Genomic DNA, 19,920 nt, shown 5'->3' on the forward strand with positions numbered 1-19,920 from the left:
ATCCTTATGAATATACAGACAACCAAACAGATACGCATTGAAGACTATTTGCACGTACTGGGACATCTCCCGGTGCGGCAATGCGGAGCGAACTTGTGGTACCGTTCGCCGCTGCGGGAAGAAACGGACGCATCGTTCAAGGTAAACACGGCCCTCAATAAATGGTTCGATTTCGGCATCGGAAAAGGCGGCGACTTGATTGCCCTCGCCTCCGAGCTGTATGGGTCAAAAGACGTGTCTTACCTGTTGCGGCAGATAGAACGTCAGACACCTCACATCTGTCCCGTGGCCTGCCCGTTCCCCAAACGGGAAAAGCCGAAACCGGCTTTTCAGGACGTGGAAGTGAAGGAACTGGCATCGCCTGCCTTGTACCGCTACCTGAAAGAAAGGGGCATCGATGCGGGAACAGCCCGCAGGGAATGCCGGGAAATCCGTTACGGGGTGGGCGGGAAACGCTATTTCGCGGTCGGATTTCCCAACATGAACGGCGGGTATGAGATACGGAACCGGTATTTCAAGGCCTGTATTTCCCCTAAATCCGTGTCGTATATCCAGGAACCGGAAGGGAAAAGACCGGTGTGCTGCCTCTATGAGGGGTTTATGGATTACCTGTCGTTCCTGACATTACAGAAGAAAGGTGTTGAGGGCTTTCAGCCGGGCTGTGACCATATCGTGCTGAACTCTGTAGCCAACCTGACGAAGGCTATGCCGCTGTTGGACGGTTACAAGGAAATCCGTTGTTTTCTGGATAATGACCGTGCCGGGAAGGACGCCTTGAAGAATCTCAGGGAAACATACGGGGGACATGTGAAAGATGAATCTTTTAAGTACTCAACTTGGAAGGACCTCAACGATTATTTGAAAAGTCTGCTGTAAATCTGTTGCGAACTTTCCCGCATCCTGCTTTGAAACATAGAAATAAATTCTGATTACCACACAATTATACCAACCGATCTTTTTATATTTGCAGAAAATAATTGTTGCAAAGACTTTTGCCAACATCCGGCAAACTTATACCTGACAGATATTATGGCCTATCAAGTGACTCTGAGAATGCAAAATGGTGTAGAAAGAGATGTGGCATGCTACGGTTATGAATGCCATATCGCCCACAGTGACCGTCCTGATATCGGACGGATTATTGCCGCGCATATGGAAGTCTGCCAAAAACTTGGCACCGCAGAGTATCTTCCTGTAGAGGGGGATTTGATTGCACTGACCTTTGAATCGACCGATCATGACAACTTCTTCTATGAATGGCTGCTCCAAGGTAATATGGCAAACGGAGAAATCGAATTTGCCACAGGAGATGACATCGTGGACATATTCCGTTTTTGGGATTGCTATTGCGTCAGTTTGGGAGAAACCTTGCGCACAGGAGAAATGCCCATGCTGATGACTGTGCTCCTGTCACCTGGCATCCTCAAACGTATGAATTGTGAACCGCGAGAGAAAGTGTGGAAGGTCTCGGATATTAGCGTGAAGCCAAGGGTTGTGGATAATGATGAAAAGCAAGAAATCTTCATAACAGATGCTTATTGGATTGATGAGAACAATGCAATACAAAAAGATTCTTTTCCTGATATTCCTTTTACTTTATATGTGAAAGTTGATACTCCTATTGTTGGGAAACGTGTTGATTTAAATTTTAAGTTTGAAGATTCTGGCACTTATAAATGTGCCAAATATTCAGGCATAATAAATAGTGAAGGTATTATAGCCATTGAGAACTTTAAGTTTGAGACAGTGCAACATGAAGAAAATTGAAATTACCTCTCCGCAAATATATGGCAAAGCCCATTTAGGCATAAGAGAAATTACAGGATGGTGGTCTAGTAAAAACAGTTCTGACCTTCAATATAAAATTACTGAAGCCAGACTTGAAGATACTGTGTATTTTGTAATCAAGACAAGTGGTGTTCAGAATGGAACAAAAATTGATTTGCAATTATATAATTTGGAAGAGTTTCTTTTTTTAGACTACCTGTGTCCTGATAAATATAAGTTTAATGGAAAGATAGAAACAGCCTATACATATATACAAAATAATTATGCTATCATAGAGCTTCAGCTTCCAAGGACATGGACAAAAGATGTAGAAGAAGATGGAGGAATTCTTGAATTATATTGGAAAATAGTATCCAATAATATAAATAAAACTTCTTTGCCCAAGGGAAAAAAAGATTTCTTGAATGTAAGAATATCAGACCGCGATCTCTTCATCAAACCCTCATTAATAAATGAGGGGATGCCAGAGCTGTATACTAGCAATGGAGAACAATTGTTTTTCATTAATTTTGTCAAAGATGAAGTAGTAGATAAGATTACAGAAGAAACTGTCGAGTTTATAGATTTTTATAAAGATAAAATTGCCCTCGCAAAACTAGCAAAAGGATATATGGTAAATAATGAAGGTAAAGTATACGAAATGTTAAGTGATGGCAGTCGTAGAGAAGTATATGATTATAGTTACTATACAATAGATGGAAAACTTATCTATGTAAAACAAGGTAAGAATTGGACTACAAGAGCTAGTGATGGGAAAATCTTGTCAACGAAAGGTATAAACCAATATGAGCATTTTGCAAATAAAGGAGTAAAAGCAACTATTTTGAATTTATTTTCCAAAAGTATACAATCTTGGGATATTTTTTCTTCTGTGACAAAAGCACATGCAAGTGATACATCAAAACCATTATCGATTTCACTACCTGGTATAACAGGTGGTTTCGGAATGACTATATCACTTTTAGTAGACTTAGGTGGTCTTATAGCGGAAGATATGTATTATGAGGGAGAAAAAATATATAATGAATATGTATATGGAGAATTATGGAAAGCTAAAAGTAAAGGCTTATATGAGGTTCAACAGGTAGTTCAAAAAGCTGATAATAGTAGGACTTCAAAGTTGCGTTTTGGATTTATTAAGGTGTCATTTAATTTGGCTAACGAACTTATTAAAGGTAAGTATAAAAAATTTAGAGACTTCAGAATTGCATCGGATGAAGAAGTAGATGAAAAAAATATAACTATCTTATATGAGTATTTTAATAGCGATAATGGTTTAATATATCAGATTGATTCATTTTTTATTAATTAACATTATATAATATGGCTCGCATTATTCAGATTTTAATAGTTTTGTTTTTTGTTGGATGCGTTTCTAACAGAGATGTAGTATTGGTAAAACAAATTGAAAGTACAAATTCAGTTGTATTGAGACTGAAGAAAGACAAAAGTTCTATTTTCAGTTTATCCTATCCTTTATCTTTTAAGATAAGAAAAACAGATAATAGAGACATTTATTATGCAGAAAATTCTTATTTATTCCATAATAAGAATCTTAGTTCTGGTACAGCAGGCTGTTACTTAATGACTTGTGATGAAGATAATTATTTGACATCATCTTATAAAGTATTTAATGGTTCTACATTATATATTATTGATAAAAATGATACTTTACAAAAAAAATTATCAGGATACTTTAACAAAATGATTAATGAAAAGAAAGATACAATTCACGTTTCTTTAAAAGAGTTCAATAGCAACTTCAAAAATATCATAAATAATTTTTTTGAAGGAGATTCTATTTTTTTACATTTCCATGATCATAAAAAATGGCATGATATTCCTTTAAGAGTTTATTTCAATCAATAATAAGAAACTGTTTTGAATTTCTACAAAAAGTTTTTCTCGTCTTGATGTATTTCGTTTTCGTGTGTGTTTTGGGCGATTTTTTGCTCCTTTTCGCTCTTGTTCTTCGTCAGATAGCCCGCTATCTTCCCCATCACAACATCGAAAAGGAGCAAAAACTCATCCTAAATCATCGCACAAAAAATTCAAAATAGTTTAGATAACAGTTTAATAAGTCACTGACTTTTGGTAATTGTATCATTTTATCAAATTTTATCTCAATTTTGAACTGTACATTATTTTTGTATTTTTTAGATTTAAATTCAAAATTGTAACTATTCAGCGGACGAATGTATCTGTAAATCAAACATTTGTAATAATGGAGTTTACTAAAAATAAACGGGAATGTGAATATAAACTTTCTATTTGATTACTTATCCTTTTATATTGGGGCAAATTGGAACGATTTTTCACTTGAAACCTTCATTATTGGCAAAATTGTCTGCTGAATAGTTACTCAAAATTGAGATTCTTTTTATGACACAACTACAACATCAGGTATGTATGCTCCACCCGTGAAAAGGCTCTAACAGAACCGCAAAGGACTCGTCCGGCCTGCCATGATAGAGCAGTCCGCCTTCAATGCCAATTCTGCCGTCCGGATAACGTTCTATGAAACCGAATGAATAAGGAGCAAAGTCATAATACAACTCAATCTCACAGGGACGGTTCGGATTCTTCTCCCAACTCTTCAGACGCTCCAGACATTTTTGGAGCGTAGTGTTGCCGATGGATTCGGCATACTGCACCACCTTGTCGTAGTGCTCCTGGCTACATAAAATTTTCATACTTGTTTTCTTTATAAGGTTTATACTCAATCAAGGACAAATTCATCCTCGTAAACTTCCAGTTCCAATCCGCTTCCGCATATACGCACCAGCCATGTATATGGCAGGCGCTTGATCAGCTCGATGTTGCGGTACCCCTTATAAGGGCGTACTAGCGTGGCAAAATCCCCGGCTTTCATCTCCGCATCCGTTTTTCAGTTCACCTTCACCCGGTTCAACAACTGGCCGGAAATCTCATGAAGTTCGCGGCAGCGTTCCGGCTGCTGTGCCCGTGCGAATGCCGTGATGCCCTGGGTCAGCTTCCAAAGCGTAGCGCCGCCCGTCACCCCGTCGTCCGGGTTATTGTTCATCAACAGCTTTTCCACTTCGCGCCCCTCGTTCTTCAGCAAAGCGCCCCGCTGTACCAACTGTTTCAGTTCTTTGTCGAAATCCACGTCCACCTCGGCGGCTCCCTGAATCTCCACGGCCTTTTGCATGAGGGTGTCCCGGCTGTACAGCCCTTTGGTCAGATCGGAAACCGCAGAGACTGTAGTCTGCGTGTCCAGTTCGTAAGTCTTTTGAGACAAGGCCATCGAATCGGGCAGCTTCGCTCCCAAATGTACCTGCCGCATGACGGACTCACGCACCATCCCGTTGAGGCACGCCCCATTGAGCAGGAAAGAACGCATGTCCACCGAACCGTTCCCGTAATCGGATGTGGAGAAACGCGCCCCGGCAAAGATAACAACCGTGCCGTTCTTGCGGGTGGGGATCTCTATGGGAGTGGGGAGGATGGTCTCGCACCAGACCTTTGTATCGTTCATGTAGGCATCTGAAACGACCGCCCCCTGGTTTGCCGCTTCCCGAATGAATGCGGTCAGGATCTCCACCGAATTGAGCCTCCGGTAAGAATCGGACAATATGCCCCGTACCTCGGTTCCTACCGCCCGGACCAGCACACGCGTCCGTTCCGTCCAGCCCGAATGCTCGTTCAGGATGGTGGCGCACAACTGTTTCTGCCATGCGGCTCCCGCCGAAAGTTCACGGAGGTATTTGGCCGGGATGCCCATCTTTTCGGAAACCTGGCCGATGGCATTGGCGTGCAGGCTGAAATCACCTTCGGGCATCGAAAGCTGCACCCGGCCCGCCGCCTTGAACGACACAACAGGACGTTGCTCTCCGTTTCTGCGGCTGACCCCGATGGGTGCGATATAGTCCTGTGCGATTTTCCCTTCTTCGAGCAGCCGGGTGATGGTGCCCATCACATCCTGTTGCCTGCCTTCGACCATCCGCCGTACCTTGTTAATCACTACCTGATTCAGTCCCTGCTGCTTCTGTACCGGCGCAGCTGCCGGCATTGTCAATGTTGCTTCCATAAATGATTCTCGTTTTAATATTGTCAGATAAAGTCTTTTTTCAACGGCTTTCGGGAACAACCGCTTATGAACCTCTTCATAATCCGTTGGTATTCCTCCCCGCTGTACCCGCCAATGCCGAACAGTTCATAATATCCGGGGAACGGATATTGTTCCGGTTCCGGTGAATGGACGCTGACCGTCTTGTGTGCAATGACGATATGACGCACAAATCGGTAACACTTGTGCAGGTCTTCCAGTATGGTATATTCACGGTCCGTATGCGGCTCATAATACCCACAGGAGATATTGGCACAGGAAACCGGAAGTCCCCTTCTTTTCAGCATATATACATCCGTTGTGGCACCCTCGGCCGGTTTGTAGCCGTATTTGGGAGCGGCGGCACACCCGATGAAGTCACGTGTACAGAGTTCCGTGCCATGTATGCGGGTGATAAAGTCCGAATCGCCCCGGCGGTCGCACTGGAGCACGAAGCGGCAGTCCGAAAAGAAAGCCATGTCCGCCTCCCGGCTTCCTATGCATCCGTTCTCTTCCTGGACGAAGAAAGCGCATTTCATCACCTTGAAATCCTCCAGACATTTTAGGCAGATCCAGATGCCGTTCTTGTCATCGGCGCCGATGCCTGTCATACGCTTGTGGCGATAATCATAGCCTATCACCATGGCATCCGCCACCACGTATGCCCCGTAAGTGCCTGTCCTGTGGCGGTGCACCTCGTCCACATGCGCCACGACGCACGGATAAGTCTTTGCCTGGCCCTTTACGGCATAAAGGTTACCCAGACGATCCTGTCTGCAAGCTATGCCCATACGCTTCATCTCCGCTTTGAGGTAACGGAGCATGGGCTTTTCCTTCCCCGACGGGGAAGCTATGTTATAGAGTGTCATCAGTCTTTCCATAAAATTGATATTTGAATATAATACATCAAGTACAGGCGTACACCCTTGCGGATATACGCCTGCGACAGCCTTTATGATATAAAAAGTTTCTCCAGTTGCAAATAAGTCCTGAACGGCGGGATCGGCCGGCCTTTCTTGAAAAGCACGGAAGGGTAAACTTTTCCTTTGTATTCCCGTGCAGTGCCTTTTATCACTTCTCCGAAAACGGTATTTGTATAGAAGGATGTCCTGCATGAGGGACAGAAAACTTTTTCGAAATCATTATGTATCCTGTTACAGTTCGGGCACACTTGCATCATGCGGACGGCGTTTCCGCTTGTAGTCCGGCAGTTGGCAATCTGTCCTTCCCCCTCATAATTTCTCAGTTCCATTTTCCCGGATTTCATGGCGATGCTGCAAAATGTGTCCATATAAGGTGCCCCTTTCTTATGCCAGCGGAAAACCGGTACTTCCACGACGAGTGCCAGTTGGAGTTCTTGTCCTGCCACAATGCCTGTTTCTTGCAGGCTGTTCAGTGCCACATATTCCTTGGTATGGTGGTAATCGTTGAACTTTCTGCGCAGGAGAATCCCGATCCGGCGTGCCTCATTCTGCATCATTCCTATGACAAACGTATGGGACGAGTATATCCGGTCTGTCAGCGAAACCGTGTCCAACCCATAGTTGTTACCCGGACAGCGTACATTCTCCCACACGATGGCACGTCCGAGCACATTGTTGCTCTCGTCCCTTGCCACCAGGATTTTCGCCCCCGCGAAGTTGGCATAGAAGTCTGCCGCATTGCGTGCCTTTTCCGGATAACGCATGCAGGAATTGTGCAGGGTTGATGTGGTATCGTCCGCTATCGGAGAATAATTATCCCCGTCGTATGCCTCGTAAATGTCCTGCATCCCTTCCAGCAGGCGCACGGTCACCTTGCTGTCCACACAGATGGCACTGGCGAAATAAGCCATGTCCGTTTCCGGATATTCCGGCAGGTTCTTGAACAGCTTGATGAACGTGGACGGTTCCATATCCACCCGGTTTTCCGGGAACAGGGGAGCCTGCGGATTGTTGCGGTCCGGGAAATGCTCGTTGGACAGGTCCTTGTTACAGGCGGTGAACACGATGCGGATTTTCTGGAACCCGTCGCAGGATACCCGTTTGCGTTTGGTGGAAAAATGGTTGTAGAATCCCCGTACAATCTCTGTGACATCCACATTCTTCTTCAATTCGGCAAGGATGTCCCTTGCGATGACGCTCCCGTTTTCTGCCGCATGGGCCAGACGGGATTTCAGTTCATTGCTTGCATTCACTTTCATAATTTTATCTGTTTAATAATGGATTATTCATAAATTCAACACATACTGATCCGTTCGATGAAATACGGAATGAAGTCATGTTCCAGACCCAGGCTGTCGCATGCCTGTGCGAAATCCTCCGCACGGAGGTCATCCGCGTCCCTGTAGTCCAACAGGTTGCGTATCTCACTGTCCAGATACTCCTTCGCTTCTTCCGGAGTGCAGCCGCATGAGTTGCAGATCCGGGCAATAATGATTGTTGCCATAGCTGTCATTTTTTAGAATTTATTGTTCTGTTTACAGGAAGTTCCCGGCTTGTCCGGTATTCTTCCCCGCTCATCTTGGATATGGTCGGGATGCCTGTGCGAGTGAGTATCGGATTGACCAGCCAGCCGTCGTTGAACTTTTCAGGCTGCAAGCTGTCGTGCCAGATGACCTCGCCTACGCAACCGTGTATGAGCATGTTGCATACGGTCATCAGGCAACAAGTTCGGTTGATGTCCTCCCCGACCAGATAGCCGCCGAGGTTGCGTACGTGCCAGGCAAGCAGCAAACGTCCGCTGCCACAGGTCGGATCTCCCATCCGCTGTCCGGGCAGATGTTCTCCCGTATCGGCGCAGGCCGTCATGAGTTCGCAAATTGGTACCGGAGTGAAGAACTGTCCTTGTGCCTGTTTGGAACCGGCGGAAGAGAATGCCATGTAAATGTCGCCGAACGGGTCATACCAGCTATCATCTTCTTTCAGACGGCTTTGCATGAGCCGCACCCATTCGTTCACCATGCCCATGAACGCGGCATTCTGCTGCCGCTTGTATTTCCAACTCTTGAGCGGGGGTGCGCCGGGGGAGAAACCGTGGATGACAAATGCCAGGAAATCATTGAATACGGTCAGCGGATCATAACCACAGGCATGGGAGAAATCCGTCATCAGCCTTGCCAGGGGCTGTATCTCTTTGGGAATCGGGTATTGTGCCATAGCCTTCAATTTTTAATTGTCAGTTCCCGGTTATGCAGGTAAAGTTCTACCTGCCTTGCTACCATGTCGCAGAATTTCTGTCCGTTTCCCTCCTCGCTCCTGAAATAGGCCAGCATATCCCACAGGTTGCGGTTGAAGTAAAACGTCCATTTCTCATAATAGTGCTGCCCGCAGGCTTTCCCGAAGGTTTCCTGAAAAAGCGGAAGGGTCAGTCCTTCGCTCGCATGATGATTGTACTGCCATAAGGATACAACCAGCATTTGTCTGTAGTCCATTATGATCATATATTCTAATTTTTAATGAGACATCTGCCTGCTTGCAGGCATTCTTATTTCTTGTCGCAAATGTTGGCGTTTGACCCGGGACCGCGCAAGGCTTGGCGGGAAAAAATACCGCAGCGGAGCGAGGATGATTTTTTCCCGCCAACCAGCCCCAAAGGGGCCGCCTTGCCCGGTCAATCGGGCAAACGGCTATTTTTGCCGCAAGAAATGAGGATGACATTTGATATGATGCTTTTTATTGGGCGTTCTTTTACAAAGGCCCTTAAAATACAGGATGTCTGCTATGCAAAAATCTTCCCCACCGGGGAAAACGAGCGACTTGAGCTCTTTCAGCCCGTCACAATAGAAAAAAATGTTATCGTCTGTAGCCGGATCCACCGTTTGGGAAAGCCTGATATTCACTTCCGGATAGATGCTGCCATCATTCCAAACAATGACACAGACTGCATAATCCGGTTTACAGCCGTTATTCCTGATGAACATTTTGAAACCGTTCTCCATCTCCTTTTGAACCAGAGCCTGGCCTTCACTTGACGGCGGGTCAATAATGGCCAGCTCTTCCGCATAAACTTCCGCTTCGCTTACGCCGTTCCCTATCAGCAGCACCCGGGAGTCAAATTCCAATATTTCAGCTTCCGTTATTCCTGCATTATATTCTTCATTCGTATCAAGTACCTCATAGACGTCTGATGTTTCTCCGGCAGGGTCGTTCCAGTACACTGCCTGTTTTTCCTTGAACTTTCTCATCTTATGTTTCCAATCATTATTAAAATTATGAAAGCCCCATCCGACAGGACAGGGCTTTCGTTTTAATCACACTCAAGTCATTCTGCGTTCCGTATGTTCCGTTTCTCTCTTGACGCTCCGGAGGCGTTTCAAGAGGTGCAGGAAAATTTCACGGTCGTAGATACGGTACAGGAACCTTTTGCCCGTTTCCTTGATTTTTCCCGTGAAGGTGACGGACTCCCTGCCTGCCGGATATTGGAAGAATGTCCCGGCCGCTAACAAAGTGTAACCGTCCTTCTCCATATAATCCATGAATCGGTCCAGGTCATCGATGCCTCCCATTCCCGCGTAGTAAGTGAAATGATGTCTGCGCAGGCTTCGGAGGATACGGGCGACATCCTTGCGTGCCTCCTGAACGGATTCCATCTCTCCGGATACGGTCAGGTTGCAGATGAAGCGTGGACCGCCTTTGCCTGTAATGAAGAAATAGGCGGTTCCCATTCTCCAGCAGTTTTCGTCTGTTCCGGAAGAAACAATATTCCACTTACGGATTTCCGGTTTCAAGGTGATACGCCGGTAATGTTCGCCTATCTGACGCTGCAGTTCCTCGTGGGGCAGATTGACAGGACGGATACCGGTAAAGCACCGGCCGGATACTTTGAAATAAAAGTCATGCAACTCCCAGTAATAAGGTGTCGCATTAAAGAAGCAGTTCCGGTTCCGGCGAATGGAAGGGAAACCGCACTGTTCCTCATACCATGACCGGTGAACTTCCCTGAACGGCGCACAAAGGGATTCCATGTAAATACGGTTTTTCTTTTGCAACTCCTTCGCTCCAAAAGCATACAGGTACGGGTTGTGTTCCTTTTCACGCAATTCTATGAGGGTGTGTCCGGAATCGTCACAATGTACTCCGTCAGACATGACGGTCAGGACATCTCCCCGGAAATACCGGGAATCTGCCACATATTTTCTTTTATCATGGTCCATTGTCATGCGTTTTGAAGGTTCAACAATCTTTTTGCCGCCCGCACCGCATTCATGGTCAGTTGCCGTTGCCACGCCTTGTTCTTGGGGGACCAGCGGAAACCGTTCGACTTCAACTCTTTACGCCTGGCATCGTCCGGAATGCCGTCGAAAAGGATCTGAAGCCGGTCAATCTGCCGGTTCCACACCAGCCTGCCTCCTTCAAAAAGGATTTCACTGTTTTCCTCCTGTCTGGAGGCCTGCATTTTCTCTCTTACACGGGCCGCCATTTCGGGAAACTGGAAGAAACGGTTGCGCGGGGTGATAATCGGCTTTTTTGCATCGGCATTACAGGTACGGATAAAGTCAACGGCTTTTTGTACGGTTTCCACTTCACCCCGGTTGACGTAGGTCATTACCTTGTTTAGGATGCTGCTGACGAAAAGCGCCCGGTTATACCCCCGGATTTTTCCGGTATCCAGTTCGTGAATGGTTTGTGCACTGTCTGCGATATCCCTTTTCAGACTTTTCCAGGCGGCTTCCTGTTTCTCCTCTTCCGGACGCGCTTCCTCCTGCATCCGCTTCATGGCGGCAAGGAAGCGTTCCCGCCAGTTTTCGAACTCCTCCTGTTTGTTCCGGCAGGCCTGCTCCGCCTTTTCCTGTTTCCGGCAGTCGAACCCGGCCGGTCCGGTCACAGCCGGGCTCGCACACCGTGACAGGCTGCCGAACAGATCGGCAAGACGCTTCCGGTAGCCCTCCTTGTACTGTTCCCGCTTTTCTTCGGGAATGGAAGTCAGGTCGGCACACAACTGCTCCTCATGGCGGCAGATGTCTGTCTGGGCACGTTCCTCCGGGTCAAACGAATTCCACCGGTAGGCGCTGCATGCGCTGCCATACAGGTCTTCCAGATAGCCGGGATATCTGCATTTGACAATTTCCCATTCCTTGAAATCCGCCGGACGGATTACCTTCTCTATTCCATCAGCCGCCTCTATAGTGTGCACATACGAATGCATTCCCATGCAGCGTTTCCGGAAATGAAAAAGGACGGGAGCTTCGTCCGTCCCCGTCCTTCTGATGCTTTCCGCACGGTAGGCATTGCTCTCCGTGAGCATGACAGCCTGTTCTCTCGGGAAACCCGCTACTTGTCCTTCACGGGGTTTCGGTGTCGTTGTTGTCATCATTGTTCTGTTGTTTTAGTTAAACATAAGTTTTATTGGACTGTTTCAATATTCATATTTTCATCAATACCGGTCATAACTTGTTGACGCTTCTGTATATTCCGGAGTGACTTGCCGTCATACAGGTTGACTGCCCGTTCCACCAAAGGTCGCCGATATGTGTCAGACAACTCCGCATAGAAACGTTCAGCCGCACCGAATACGCCATTGCCGGACAACAGGCACCATTTTTCCCAAAAATGACGGGACATGTTCCCGTACACGATTCTGCACTCTTCCTGGCTCCAGGTATTCCACATATAGTAGAAGAAACTGGAAACTGCATTTTCTGCTTGAAAATTCATAATTCTTCTATTTGAGGTTATATATAGTTCATTTCAGAAACGTTCTTCCTTCCCGTCATATGTCCAGCGGAAAAAGCGGTCTCCTTCAGCCCATTGCATGGCCCGCATGTACAGGTAGAACGCTTCTTCCAATGTCAATCCGTCCACCGGTACGGATGCCAGCATTTCACCCATACATACTTCACTGTCACCATAACCGGATTTTATTTCTTCAAATTTCTTATCGCAAAGGGTACTTTGTAGAGGACTGTTGCCGGAACAGTACAATTCTTCTTCAAAATAGCCCTGTTTGCTTTCGGACATTCCTGCCCGTCTTGGCTCTGTTTTATTTTCCATTTTATCTGCTTTTGAGAATTATACAATGATTGTCAAATTGGTTAAGAGACAATCTTTAACGTTTCACCGAAGAAGGAGTCACATGCTCCATATACATGTTGAATGGAACATTCGGTCTCTGACTTTCCGTTGTCAAGCCTGAAGCGGAAACCGTAACGGTCTTTTGGTTTCAGTTCCAACTTTACATCCTGTTGCAATTCCATTCCGAACAGGCTGCCGCCGCCGTATATGGAACTGAATATGCCGCAATAGTTACCTTTGGGGATAATGACTTCCTTGAATGAGAATCCGATGTCATATAAGTCCTTCAGACTTACTTTCCCGATATAGGTCAGCAAGTTTGCACCGCAACAGGAATTGATAAGTTCCTGATAGAAATGTTCGTAGGACACTTGTTCCTTACCGTACCGGCTTTTCCTGTCCGGAAAACGGCCATGTGCCGTGTAGCCCTTTTCTACAAGCATCTTCTTTACCCTGGCGGGATTGAGCTTCAAGGCGTCCACCATGTCACCGAAATAGGACTCCTCGTAACGGTACCCCCCTTGTGATTCAAACCAATTGGAATTGATGCAGTCGTAATCGGAAAGCATCTCCACCCGTACCGGGATGTCATCCGTATGTTTGATCAGTTCCGTCAAAACGTCTGAATCATCACGGGCATAAATCTCGCTCCTTATTTCATCATCGTGTTCCTCAAAGAAAGATTCCACTTCCTCCTCATCGAAATCATGGAAAAGGATGCATTTTTCCTTGAGCTTTTCCATAATCCCTTTGGCCGCCTCCCATTCGGAATCTCCGTACCATTCTTCCGTCTTGTCCCAAAGAGGTTCCGGACTTCTCTTGTCCAGGCATTCCTGGAGCAGGTCACGGTTGCCGTCAAGATTGTCCCGGCAATCCGTCCATACCAGCGTATAGGATTCTTCCATCAGTGATTTCACCAATTCCATTGTCAGTTTTTTCTTCATCGGAGTTACCTGTGTACGGCAGGATTTGATTTCCCGTACATGATGTGTATGAAAGTGCATAAATGAAAAAAGGCGGCCTTGCGGTCGCCCTTCCGTTATTTCTCTTCCTTTTTTATTTTGACAAGCTGCCTGAAACGTGCGGCTATTTCCCCGCATTTGCTCCAGGCAAGTTCCTTATACTTGCGGCGAATGGCGCAATATTCCGGCCAGGATTTGCCCCTGAGTTCATCCCGGTAGGAATCCATGCGCAGTTCGGGGTATTCCCGGAACAGCGTTTCAAACGCCTTGCGCCATTTGCGTGTCTGCCACGTGCCTTCCGCCACCAGGCTAATGAAATGGAACAGTTGTTCGTCTGTCCTTACATCCAACGCAAGGAAGTGGTCAGTCCTCGGCCACACGTTGTTGGAATGCTGCCATGTTTCTATTTGGTGGGTACAGGCATTATAAACCATCTTGGTGATTATCTGATAACTCATATTTGTCAGTTTTTAATTGTAATGCCATCATGTCATTCCTGCAAATCTTCATAGTAAGGGACATTGAAATGCGCCGCCGCCTCGTCCATCTCCTCCAAACGGATTGCTTCCATATCCGATGTCTCATTGTCACCGGCATTTATCCGTTCTTTCATCTTCCGGTGCATCCTGCGGACTATCTTGCGCATGGTCTCATCATCCGTATCCTCTGTACAGAACGGGCAGGAAAGGTTTTCAAGCTCGTAACGGGTCAGGACGGTAGTGCCATAGCGGAAAGGCTTTTTGTAGAAGGCATCGTCCGTGTCAGCCGGCTGGAGTTCAGGGGCGGGATCAAGGCTGTGACAGCAAGCGATGTAATTGGTGCCGCCCCGTTGGGTCTGATTGTTTTCCCGGAAGAAGTCCAGGTCCCATTGTGTCAGCCGGAAGCGCTTGCGGTTGCTCGTCAGGTAATCCGTCACTGCTTCCTTGGAGGAGAATGGGGCGACCAGTTCCAGGCTGGACGTGCTGAGCCAGGCATCGCAACGGTAGAGCAGCCAGACTTCCTTTTCTTCTGCTGGAAGGTTGTTCCCTTGCCTGTCAAAGTCGTGAATGGCGTTATCCAGGCTTCCGAACGCAAGGCGGGCTTTGTCCTCCAAAGGGATGTCCGCAGAACTGTCGCTGAAACGCCTCTCGACAAAACTGCGGAAAGTGCTGTTGTTCAGATATTCCTGCGCCTCCTTGTCTTCGGGAGCCAGCATGATATTGACACTAATGAAATCATTGGCCGTAAGCACGTGCTCTTCCCTGTTGTATTCGTCCTCCGTCCTGCATACGGCAAGGGAAGGGCTTTCCGCTTCCACCTCGACCACGCGGCGGAGCGTTTCCTCAATGGCGATTTTATGTTTCATGCTACCATGTTTTATGAATGGATAATTCCAAGTATTTCTTCATCACTCAGCGTGTGAATGTCCTCATCGCTCAGGAAACAGGCGAATTCTTCCAGCATTCCGGCCGCTTCCATCAGCAAAGAACCGTCAAACTCCAGTCTGGCTTCCAGCCGTTCCGTGGAGACCTTATATCCATCCACTTCACGCACAGGATATGCTATTCCGAAATAATATACGCTGCCTGTAGGATACTTGCCGTTAATTCTCGTTTGGTTTACTTCTGTTCTCATATTTGCTATTTTTTATACGGTTAGACATGACCGGCTCTTGGAGCCAGTATTTCTGTTTCTTACGTGCAGGGTTGCTTCCTGCCGGGATTGTGCAAGGCTTGGCGGGAAAAAATACCGCAGCGAAGCGAGGATGATTTTTTCCCGGCCAACCCCAACGGGGCATGGCCTTGCTCAATCCAAAGGCAGGGGGCTAAATTTGCTGTAAGAAAGAGAAATATGGATTGTGCTATTAAGGTGTGGACAAATACAATATCACTCTTTATCAATTTGAAGAAGAATTATTTCAGTAGATTATATACTTAGAATTATACGCAATTCAAATAAAAACCGTATCTTTGCATAAAACATTAAGTATGGATATATCTCAGACATCCCAAAAATTAGAGCGTTATCATTCCCTTAAAGGAAAGAGCATAATGCCATCCTTGTTTCGCTGGAAGAAACAGGGAATGGTGGCACATGTGCGCAAAGGTATCTATTTGCCCTCAGATTTACAGGACAAGTTCAGAATAGCCTGCAACGCTGTCGAGGAAGGTTGCCTTGTGTATCATGCTGCCTTGGAGTATTATTCACTACAGACGCAGGAATTCAACTGGTTGTATGTACATAGTTCCTCCATTTTCCGTACATTCACTTATCAAGGTGAGTCCTATATTTATAAGCCGGTAAAGTTCTTGTATAAACCGCTTGTCGTGGATAAAGACAATCCGTATCCAATCCGGGTAACATCTATCAACCAGACTCTTATAGACTGTCTGTACAATATAAATCTGGCTGGAGGATTGGAAGAACTATTGTATGCCATATCAGAACTTGACCATACACTTGTTAATGAGAAAGATATGCTGCACTGTCTGGAACTGTATGGAAGCAAGAGCCTCTTTCAACGTGCGGGATTTGTTTTGTCTCACTTTAAAGATGATTTGCGCTTGTCGGACTATTTTTTCAAAGCATGCAAGGAAGGCATGGGAAAGAATATCAGTTACTTAATAAATCCATATTATTGCGATTCATTTTCCAAGGAATGGAAACTGTGTATCCCGGCAAATGCAATGAAAGAAATTCAAAAAGATTGCTATTATGAAATTTGATCTTCAGAAATCTGAAATACAAAAGATTGCCGCAGAACATAATTACACGGTCAATAATGTTGAAAAAGTCATTCGGCTGTCTTTTATTCTGAATGACCTGAATACGCATACGGAATTTAGAGGGAAATTATTGCTGAAAGGAGGCACCGCCATCAATTTGCTTGCTTTTGCCGAACCGCCCAGACTCTCGGTTGACCTCGACCTGGATTTTGCGGAAAACATGTCGAAAGAGCAGATGATGGAGGAAAGGAACAAAATCAATCAGGCATTGATCCAATATTGCCAAGAGAACGATTATGAAGTTACACTGCGGAAATCATTCTCATTGGACTCTTATTCTTTATATTACATAACAGTAACAGGGAGTAGAGACAAGATAAAGCTGGATATAAATTATCATAACAGGTGCCATATACTTCCCTATGTGATAACCCAAATACCTTTTCCTTTTTCAGTAAAAGATGGTATGCTGAATGTTACACATTTAGCCCTGCCGGAACTATTCGGTGGAAAAATTAAGGCGTTTTATGAGCGTTGCAAGCCAAGAGATATCTATGATATATATTCTCTTGCCCAATCGAATATCCTATCAACTCCGGAAGAACGTGCCTTGCTCAGAAAATGCATCGTTTTTTACAGTACTTTGGGGAATCCGGACAATCCTCATCTTTTAAAACAGGATGTAAGGCATATTTTGAAAATGCCGTTTCAGGATGTCAAGGCACAACTATTGCCGATGCTTCATATCAATGCGGGGAAATACCCAAAGGATGAAATAAATCATTGTGTAATAAACTATCTTTCTGCACTGATGGCATTGGATGAAACAGAACAAAAGTACATAGATGAATTTTATAGGGGCAATTATTGTCCCGATTTGCTGTTTGATAATGAAACGGCCATTAAATTGCTTAACCATCCAGTAGCGTTACGGACACAACAACAAATTATGAAGGACAAAGATGAAATTGAAAGCAACTAATTTTTTAGATTGTCATTGCCATATCAACAAAATTTCGTATATTTGCCAAACGGAATAAGGCAAATTCCTAACAGAAGAATATAGAGGCTATATAGGTGCAAAATCGGGGACCTTTTTCAGGTAATACTTAATAACTTACTGAATATCAGATGTTAAATTTGAGAAGGTTAGTCCCGTACGCACCGCAATAAACATTGAAAATCAATGTTTTGCAAAACAAACACCCGATTTTACACCCAAGAATGTAAAGTCGGGTGTTTTTTGTATTATTCAGGAAAAACACCGAGCGAAAAATCACTTGATTTTTGTAACATTCTACATGGTTTCGTATCTAAATGGAAAAAGAATAAAATCATGAAGAATTTAATTTGTAAAGTCGGGCTGCTGTGTGTCGTGTTATTGGGAATCATAGATACGGGCTTTGCTCAATCATTTTCCGTGCAACGTGTAGGTAATGGGAAACAAGCTATTATTCTGATTCCTGGCTTCGCGTGTTCTGGCGAAGTATGGGAACAGACGGTTGATAGCTTACAAAACAATTACAGTTGTTACATTCTAACGATGCCTGGATTTGCAGGTATTCCTCCCGAAAAAATCCGTCCTTTGATAGTTGGGCAAAACAGATTATTGGGTTCATTCAAAAAGAAAATATAAAAAATCCTATACTCATAGGTCATAGTATGGGTGGTGGCTTGGCTCTTTATATAGCATCAAGCCAGCCAAATTTAGTCAAAGGCATTGTCGTTGTAGATGCACTTCCTTGTTTGGCGGCTCTTTATAATCCCGATTTTCAGAGTAAAAAGATTGCTCCTGAAGAGTTTAACGAGTTTGAATCTCAAATGCGCAAGATAGATGAAGAGCAATTTTACAGGCAAGCCTATATCAGCGCAACATCGCTTACGAGTGATTCGCTTCGGTATGACAATCTCGTCAAATGGAGCTTATCATCTGACAGAACGACTTACGCCCATATGTATTATGAGTATTCCAACATAGATTTAAGACCCATTATACCAAGCATTTCCGTTTCAACATTAGTTTTGTTGGAGTATCCTTTTAAGAAAATAGCCCCTATGATTGAGCAACAGTTTGGAAATCTGCCGAACATCCGGTTGGAATACGCGAATAAAGGATTGCATTTCATTATGTTTGATGACTGGGAATGGTATATACAACAGATTATGGACTTTTTAAATGACAGACCGTGAGTTTCGAGTATTTATATAAGGTCTATTGGGATAAGGTCTTCCGATTATGTATGGGCTATTTCAATGATTATTCTTTGGCGCAAGACTTGGCACAAGATGTCTTTGTCCGTGTGTGGCAATATCTTCCCACTTTCAAAGGTGAATCATCCGTAGGAACGTGGTTTTTTCGTATTGCCACAAACATTTGTTTGCGCGAAAGAGAGCGTCAGAATAGTATTTCTCAAGCAGAAGTCCCATTGAACCTGTTCGCTAAAGAACTGAGCGATAATTCATTACAGGTGAAAATTCTGTATGAAGCCATAGCCGAGCTTCCGGAAATGGACCGCTTGGTTATTTCACTTTATCTCGAAGAGTTGAAACAAGCGGAAATAGCTCAAATCACAGGCCTGTCGGAAGCAAATGTACGTGTAAAGATACACCGGATAAAATCCACATTAGCAAAAAAAATACGTAATAATGATGAATGATATAGATATAAAATCCTTATGGAAAGGACAGCAGGCACCTGTTGCAGATTTGTCTGCCATACGCAAAAAGATAAAACGTTTCAGATTACGCAGAATCGGAGAGGCTTATGCCGTCATTATGCTTATGATATTAGCCATTGTCTTTGGAGCGGTTATCTGGATATGTTGGACACCCTTGCTGACGGTCACCAAAGTGGGCATTACTTTGTTGTCCATAGGCTTTATGCTGCCGGCTTTATCCTACGGCAGACTTCTTCGGCTTTATTATGGACTGAAAATTGATAGTACCAATATTGACTATATAGATAATCTTTTAAGAATAAAAAAGCGAGAATACAGACAGCAGCATCTCATCTTGAACTTATATTTTTTCTTTTTGTCAATTGGTTTTGCACTCTATGGATATGAATATACATTTTTCCATTCGTTTTATTGGGGGATAATTGCCTATTCTATTCTGTTGCTGTGGATTGCTCTAAACTGGTTTGTGTTCCGACCGCGTATAATAAGAAAACGCAATCACAAGTTCTACGACTTTATGAGGTACATTGAAAGTCATAGGGAACAGCTATTAGAATAGGTATTGTCTTTGGGACAAACACATAAAAAGACAGATACATTCTCATTTACTGTAAGCATTCGATAAACTACAAGTTTTAAACCTTTATATACAACAATAGCGACTGTCACTATGAACCTAATAGTTTCAGTCGCTATTATTTTGTTGAACCTATATGTTGCATATGGCAT

The 19,920-nt window shown here is 44.7% G+C and carries 27 protein-coding genes; 10 read left to right on the forward strand and 17 right to left on the reverse strand.

Translation table 11 applies throughout. The annotated features are described in order from the left end of the window. The first annotated feature begins 6 nt into the window (after positions 1–6). From B5F25_RS07965 to B5F25_RS07980, 4 genes are all read left to right on the forward strand, one after another. Positions 7–876, forward strand: coding sequence for a toprim domain-containing protein (locus B5F25_RS07965; RefSeq protein ID WP_087248803.1), 870 nt, complete (start codon positions 7–9; stop codon positions 874–876). A 153-nt stretch (positions 877–1,029) separates the two neighbouring features. Continuing rightward, positions 1,030–1,767, forward strand: a complete 738-nt coding sequence (gene tssD / locus B5F25_RS07970) for a type VI secretion system tube protein TssD (RefSeq protein ID WP_087248805.1) — start codon at positions 1,030–1,032, stop codon at positions 1,765–1,767. After that, positions 1,754–3,100 (forward strand): hypothetical protein, encoded by a 1,347-nt coding sequence (locus tag B5F25_RS07975; protein ID WP_087248807.1) that lies wholly within the window; start codon positions 1,754–1,756, stop codon positions 3,098–3,100. Before tssD ends, B5F25_RS07975 begins: the two co-directional genes overlap by 14 nt. A gap of 11 nt (positions 3,101–3,111) precedes the next feature. Further along, the gene (locus B5F25_RS07980; RefSeq protein ID WP_087248809.1) at positions 3,112–3,657 is read left to right on the forward strand and encodes a hypothetical protein; all 546 of its coding nucleotides are present in this window, start codon (positions 3,112–3,114) and stop codon (positions 3,655–3,657) included. A 530-nt stretch (positions 3,658–4,187) separates the two neighbouring features. On the opposite strand, the gene B5F25_RS07985 is transcribed toward B5F25_RS07980, so the two are convergent. From B5F25_RS07985 to B5F25_RS08060, 17 genes are all read right to left on the reverse strand, one after another. Continuing rightward, positions 4,188–4,481 carry a DUF4120 family protein gene (locus B5F25_RS07985; RefSeq protein ID WP_087248811.1) on the reverse strand — a complete coding sequence of 98 codons (294 nt, stop codon included), beginning with the start codon at positions 4,479–4,481 and terminating at the stop codon, positions 4,188–4,190. A gap of 26 nt (positions 4,482–4,507) precedes the next feature. After that, complete coding sequence (locus B5F25_RS22145) at positions 4,508–4,660, reverse strand: hypothetical protein (protein ID WP_164496636.1); 153 nt, start codon at positions 4,658–4,660, stop codon at positions 4,508–4,510. A 15-nt stretch (positions 4,661–4,675) separates the two neighbouring features. Beyond that, positions 4,676–5,836: a hypothetical protein gene (locus tag B5F25_RS07990; protein ID WP_087248813.1), complete on the reverse strand. Its 1,161-nt coding sequence runs from the start codon at positions 5,834–5,836 to the stop codon at positions 4,676–4,678. 23 nt (positions 5,837–5,859) lie between these two features. Then, a complete protein-coding gene (locus B5F25_RS07995; RefSeq protein ID WP_087248815.1) occupies positions 5,860–6,735 on the reverse strand; it encodes a hypothetical protein in 876 nt (291 codons plus the stop codon). Between the two features lie 71 nt (positions 6,736–6,806). Continuing rightward, entirely contained in the window at positions 6,807–8,036 is a 1,230-nt protein-coding gene (locus B5F25_RS08000) for a hypothetical protein (RefSeq protein WP_087248817.1), read from the reverse strand. A gap of 35 nt (positions 8,037–8,071) precedes the next feature. Continuing rightward, entirely contained in the window at positions 8,072–8,281 is a 210-nt protein-coding gene (locus B5F25_RS08005) for a hypothetical protein (protein ID WP_087248859.1), read from the reverse strand. A gap of 5 nt (positions 8,282–8,286) precedes the next feature. Continuing rightward, complete coding sequence (locus B5F25_RS08010; protein ID WP_087248819.1) at positions 8,287–8,991, reverse strand: N-6 DNA methylase; 705 nt, start codon at positions 8,989–8,991, stop codon at positions 8,287–8,289. Positions 8,992–8,996: 5 nt separating this feature from the next. Then, entirely contained in the window at positions 8,997–9,275 is a 279-nt protein-coding gene (locus B5F25_RS08015) for a hypothetical protein (RefSeq protein ID WP_087248821.1), read from the reverse strand. A gap of 186 nt (positions 9,276–9,461) precedes the next feature. Then, positions 9,462–10,019: a hypothetical protein gene (locus B5F25_RS21115; RefSeq protein ID WP_140406892.1), complete on the reverse strand. Its 558-nt coding sequence runs from the start codon at positions 10,017–10,019 to the stop codon at positions 9,462–9,464. 72 nt (positions 10,020–10,091) lie between these two features. Continuing rightward, positions 10,092–10,988, reverse strand: a complete 897-nt coding sequence (locus B5F25_RS08025; protein ID WP_087248825.1) for a hypothetical protein — start codon at positions 10,986–10,988, stop codon at positions 10,092–10,094. A gap of 2 nt (positions 10,989–10,990) precedes the next feature. Continuing rightward, positions 10,991–12,148 (reverse strand): hypothetical protein, encoded by a 1,158-nt coding sequence (locus B5F25_RS08030; protein ID WP_087248827.1) that lies wholly within the window; start codon positions 12,146–12,148, stop codon positions 10,991–10,993. Between the two features lie 29 nt (positions 12,149–12,177). Further along, positions 12,178–12,489 (reverse strand): hypothetical protein, encoded by a 312-nt coding sequence (locus B5F25_RS08035; RefSeq protein ID WP_087248829.1) that lies wholly within the window; start codon positions 12,487–12,489, stop codon positions 12,178–12,180. 33 nt (positions 12,490–12,522) lie between these two features. After that, a complete protein-coding gene (locus B5F25_RS08040; RefSeq protein WP_087248831.1) occupies positions 12,523–12,825 on the reverse strand; it encodes a hypothetical protein in 303 nt (100 codons plus the stop codon). 41 nt (positions 12,826–12,866) lie between these two features. Continuing rightward, positions 12,867–13,790, reverse strand: coding sequence for a hypothetical protein (locus tag B5F25_RS08045; protein ID WP_087248861.1), 924 nt, complete (start codon positions 13,788–13,790; stop codon positions 12,867–12,869). Positions 13,791–13,885: 95 nt separating this feature from the next. After that, positions 13,886–14,266: a hypothetical protein gene (locus B5F25_RS08050; RefSeq protein WP_087248833.1), complete on the reverse strand. Its 381-nt coding sequence runs from the start codon at positions 14,264–14,266 to the stop codon at positions 13,886–13,888. A gap of 32 nt (positions 14,267–14,298) precedes the next feature. Further along, positions 14,299–15,153: a DpnD/PcfM family protein gene (locus tag B5F25_RS08055; protein ID WP_087248835.1), complete on the reverse strand. Its 855-nt coding sequence runs from the start codon at positions 15,151–15,153 to the stop codon at positions 14,299–14,301. 11 nt (positions 15,154–15,164) lie between these two features. Then, complete coding sequence (locus B5F25_RS08060; protein ID WP_087248837.1) at positions 15,165–15,422, reverse strand: hypothetical protein; 258 nt, start codon at positions 15,420–15,422, stop codon at positions 15,165–15,167. A 353-nt stretch (positions 15,423–15,775) separates the two neighbouring features. Here B5F25_RS08060 and B5F25_RS08070 point away from each other — a divergent pair, with 353 nt between their 5' ends. The 6 genes from B5F25_RS08070 (at position 15,776) to B5F25_RS08090 (ending at position 19,750) form a co-directional block, all read left to right on the forward strand. Continuing rightward, positions 15,776–16,513 carry a hypothetical protein gene (locus B5F25_RS08070; protein ID WP_087248839.1) on the forward strand — a complete coding sequence of 246 codons (738 nt, stop codon included), beginning with the start codon at positions 15,776–15,778 and terminating at the stop codon, positions 16,511–16,513. Beyond that, on the forward strand, positions 16,503–17,495 hold the full coding sequence (locus B5F25_RS08075; RefSeq protein WP_087248841.1) for a nucleotidyl transferase AbiEii/AbiGii toxin family protein: 993 nt from the start codon (positions 16,503–16,505) through the stop codon (positions 17,493–17,495). The genes B5F25_RS08070 and B5F25_RS08075 overlap by 11 nt, the downstream gene beginning before the upstream one ends. Positions 17,496–17,849: 354 nt before the next feature. Beyond that, positions 17,850–18,149: a hypothetical protein gene (locus B5F25_RS22440; RefSeq protein ID WP_241148379.1), complete on the forward strand. Its 300-nt coding sequence runs from the start codon at positions 17,850–17,852 to the stop codon at positions 18,147–18,149. Continuing rightward, positions 18,041–18,703, forward strand: coding sequence for an alpha/beta hydrolase (locus tag B5F25_RS08080; RefSeq protein WP_241148377.1), 663 nt, complete (start codon positions 18,041–18,043; stop codon positions 18,701–18,703). The genes B5F25_RS22440 and B5F25_RS08080 overlap by 109 nt, the downstream gene beginning before the upstream one ends. Then, positions 18,700–19,170 (forward strand): sigma-70 family RNA polymerase sigma factor, encoded by a 471-nt coding sequence (locus tag B5F25_RS08085; RefSeq protein ID WP_087248843.1) that lies wholly within the window; start codon positions 18,700–18,702, stop codon positions 19,168–19,170. Before B5F25_RS08080 ends, B5F25_RS08085 begins: the two co-directional genes overlap by 4 nt. Continuing rightward, on the forward strand, positions 19,160–19,750 hold the full coding sequence (locus tag B5F25_RS08090) for a hypothetical protein (RefSeq protein WP_087248845.1): 591 nt from the start codon (positions 19,160–19,162) through the stop codon (positions 19,748–19,750). Before B5F25_RS08085 ends, B5F25_RS08090 begins: the two co-directional genes overlap by 11 nt. The last annotated feature ends 170 nt before the right edge of the window (positions 19,751–19,920 follow it).

Source organism: Bacteroides sp. An19, assembly GCF_002160215.1.
In the GTDB taxonomy this organism is placed as follows: Bacteria; Bacteroidota; Bacteroidia; order Bacteroidales; family Bacteroidaceae; genus Phocaeicola; species Phocaeicola intestinalis.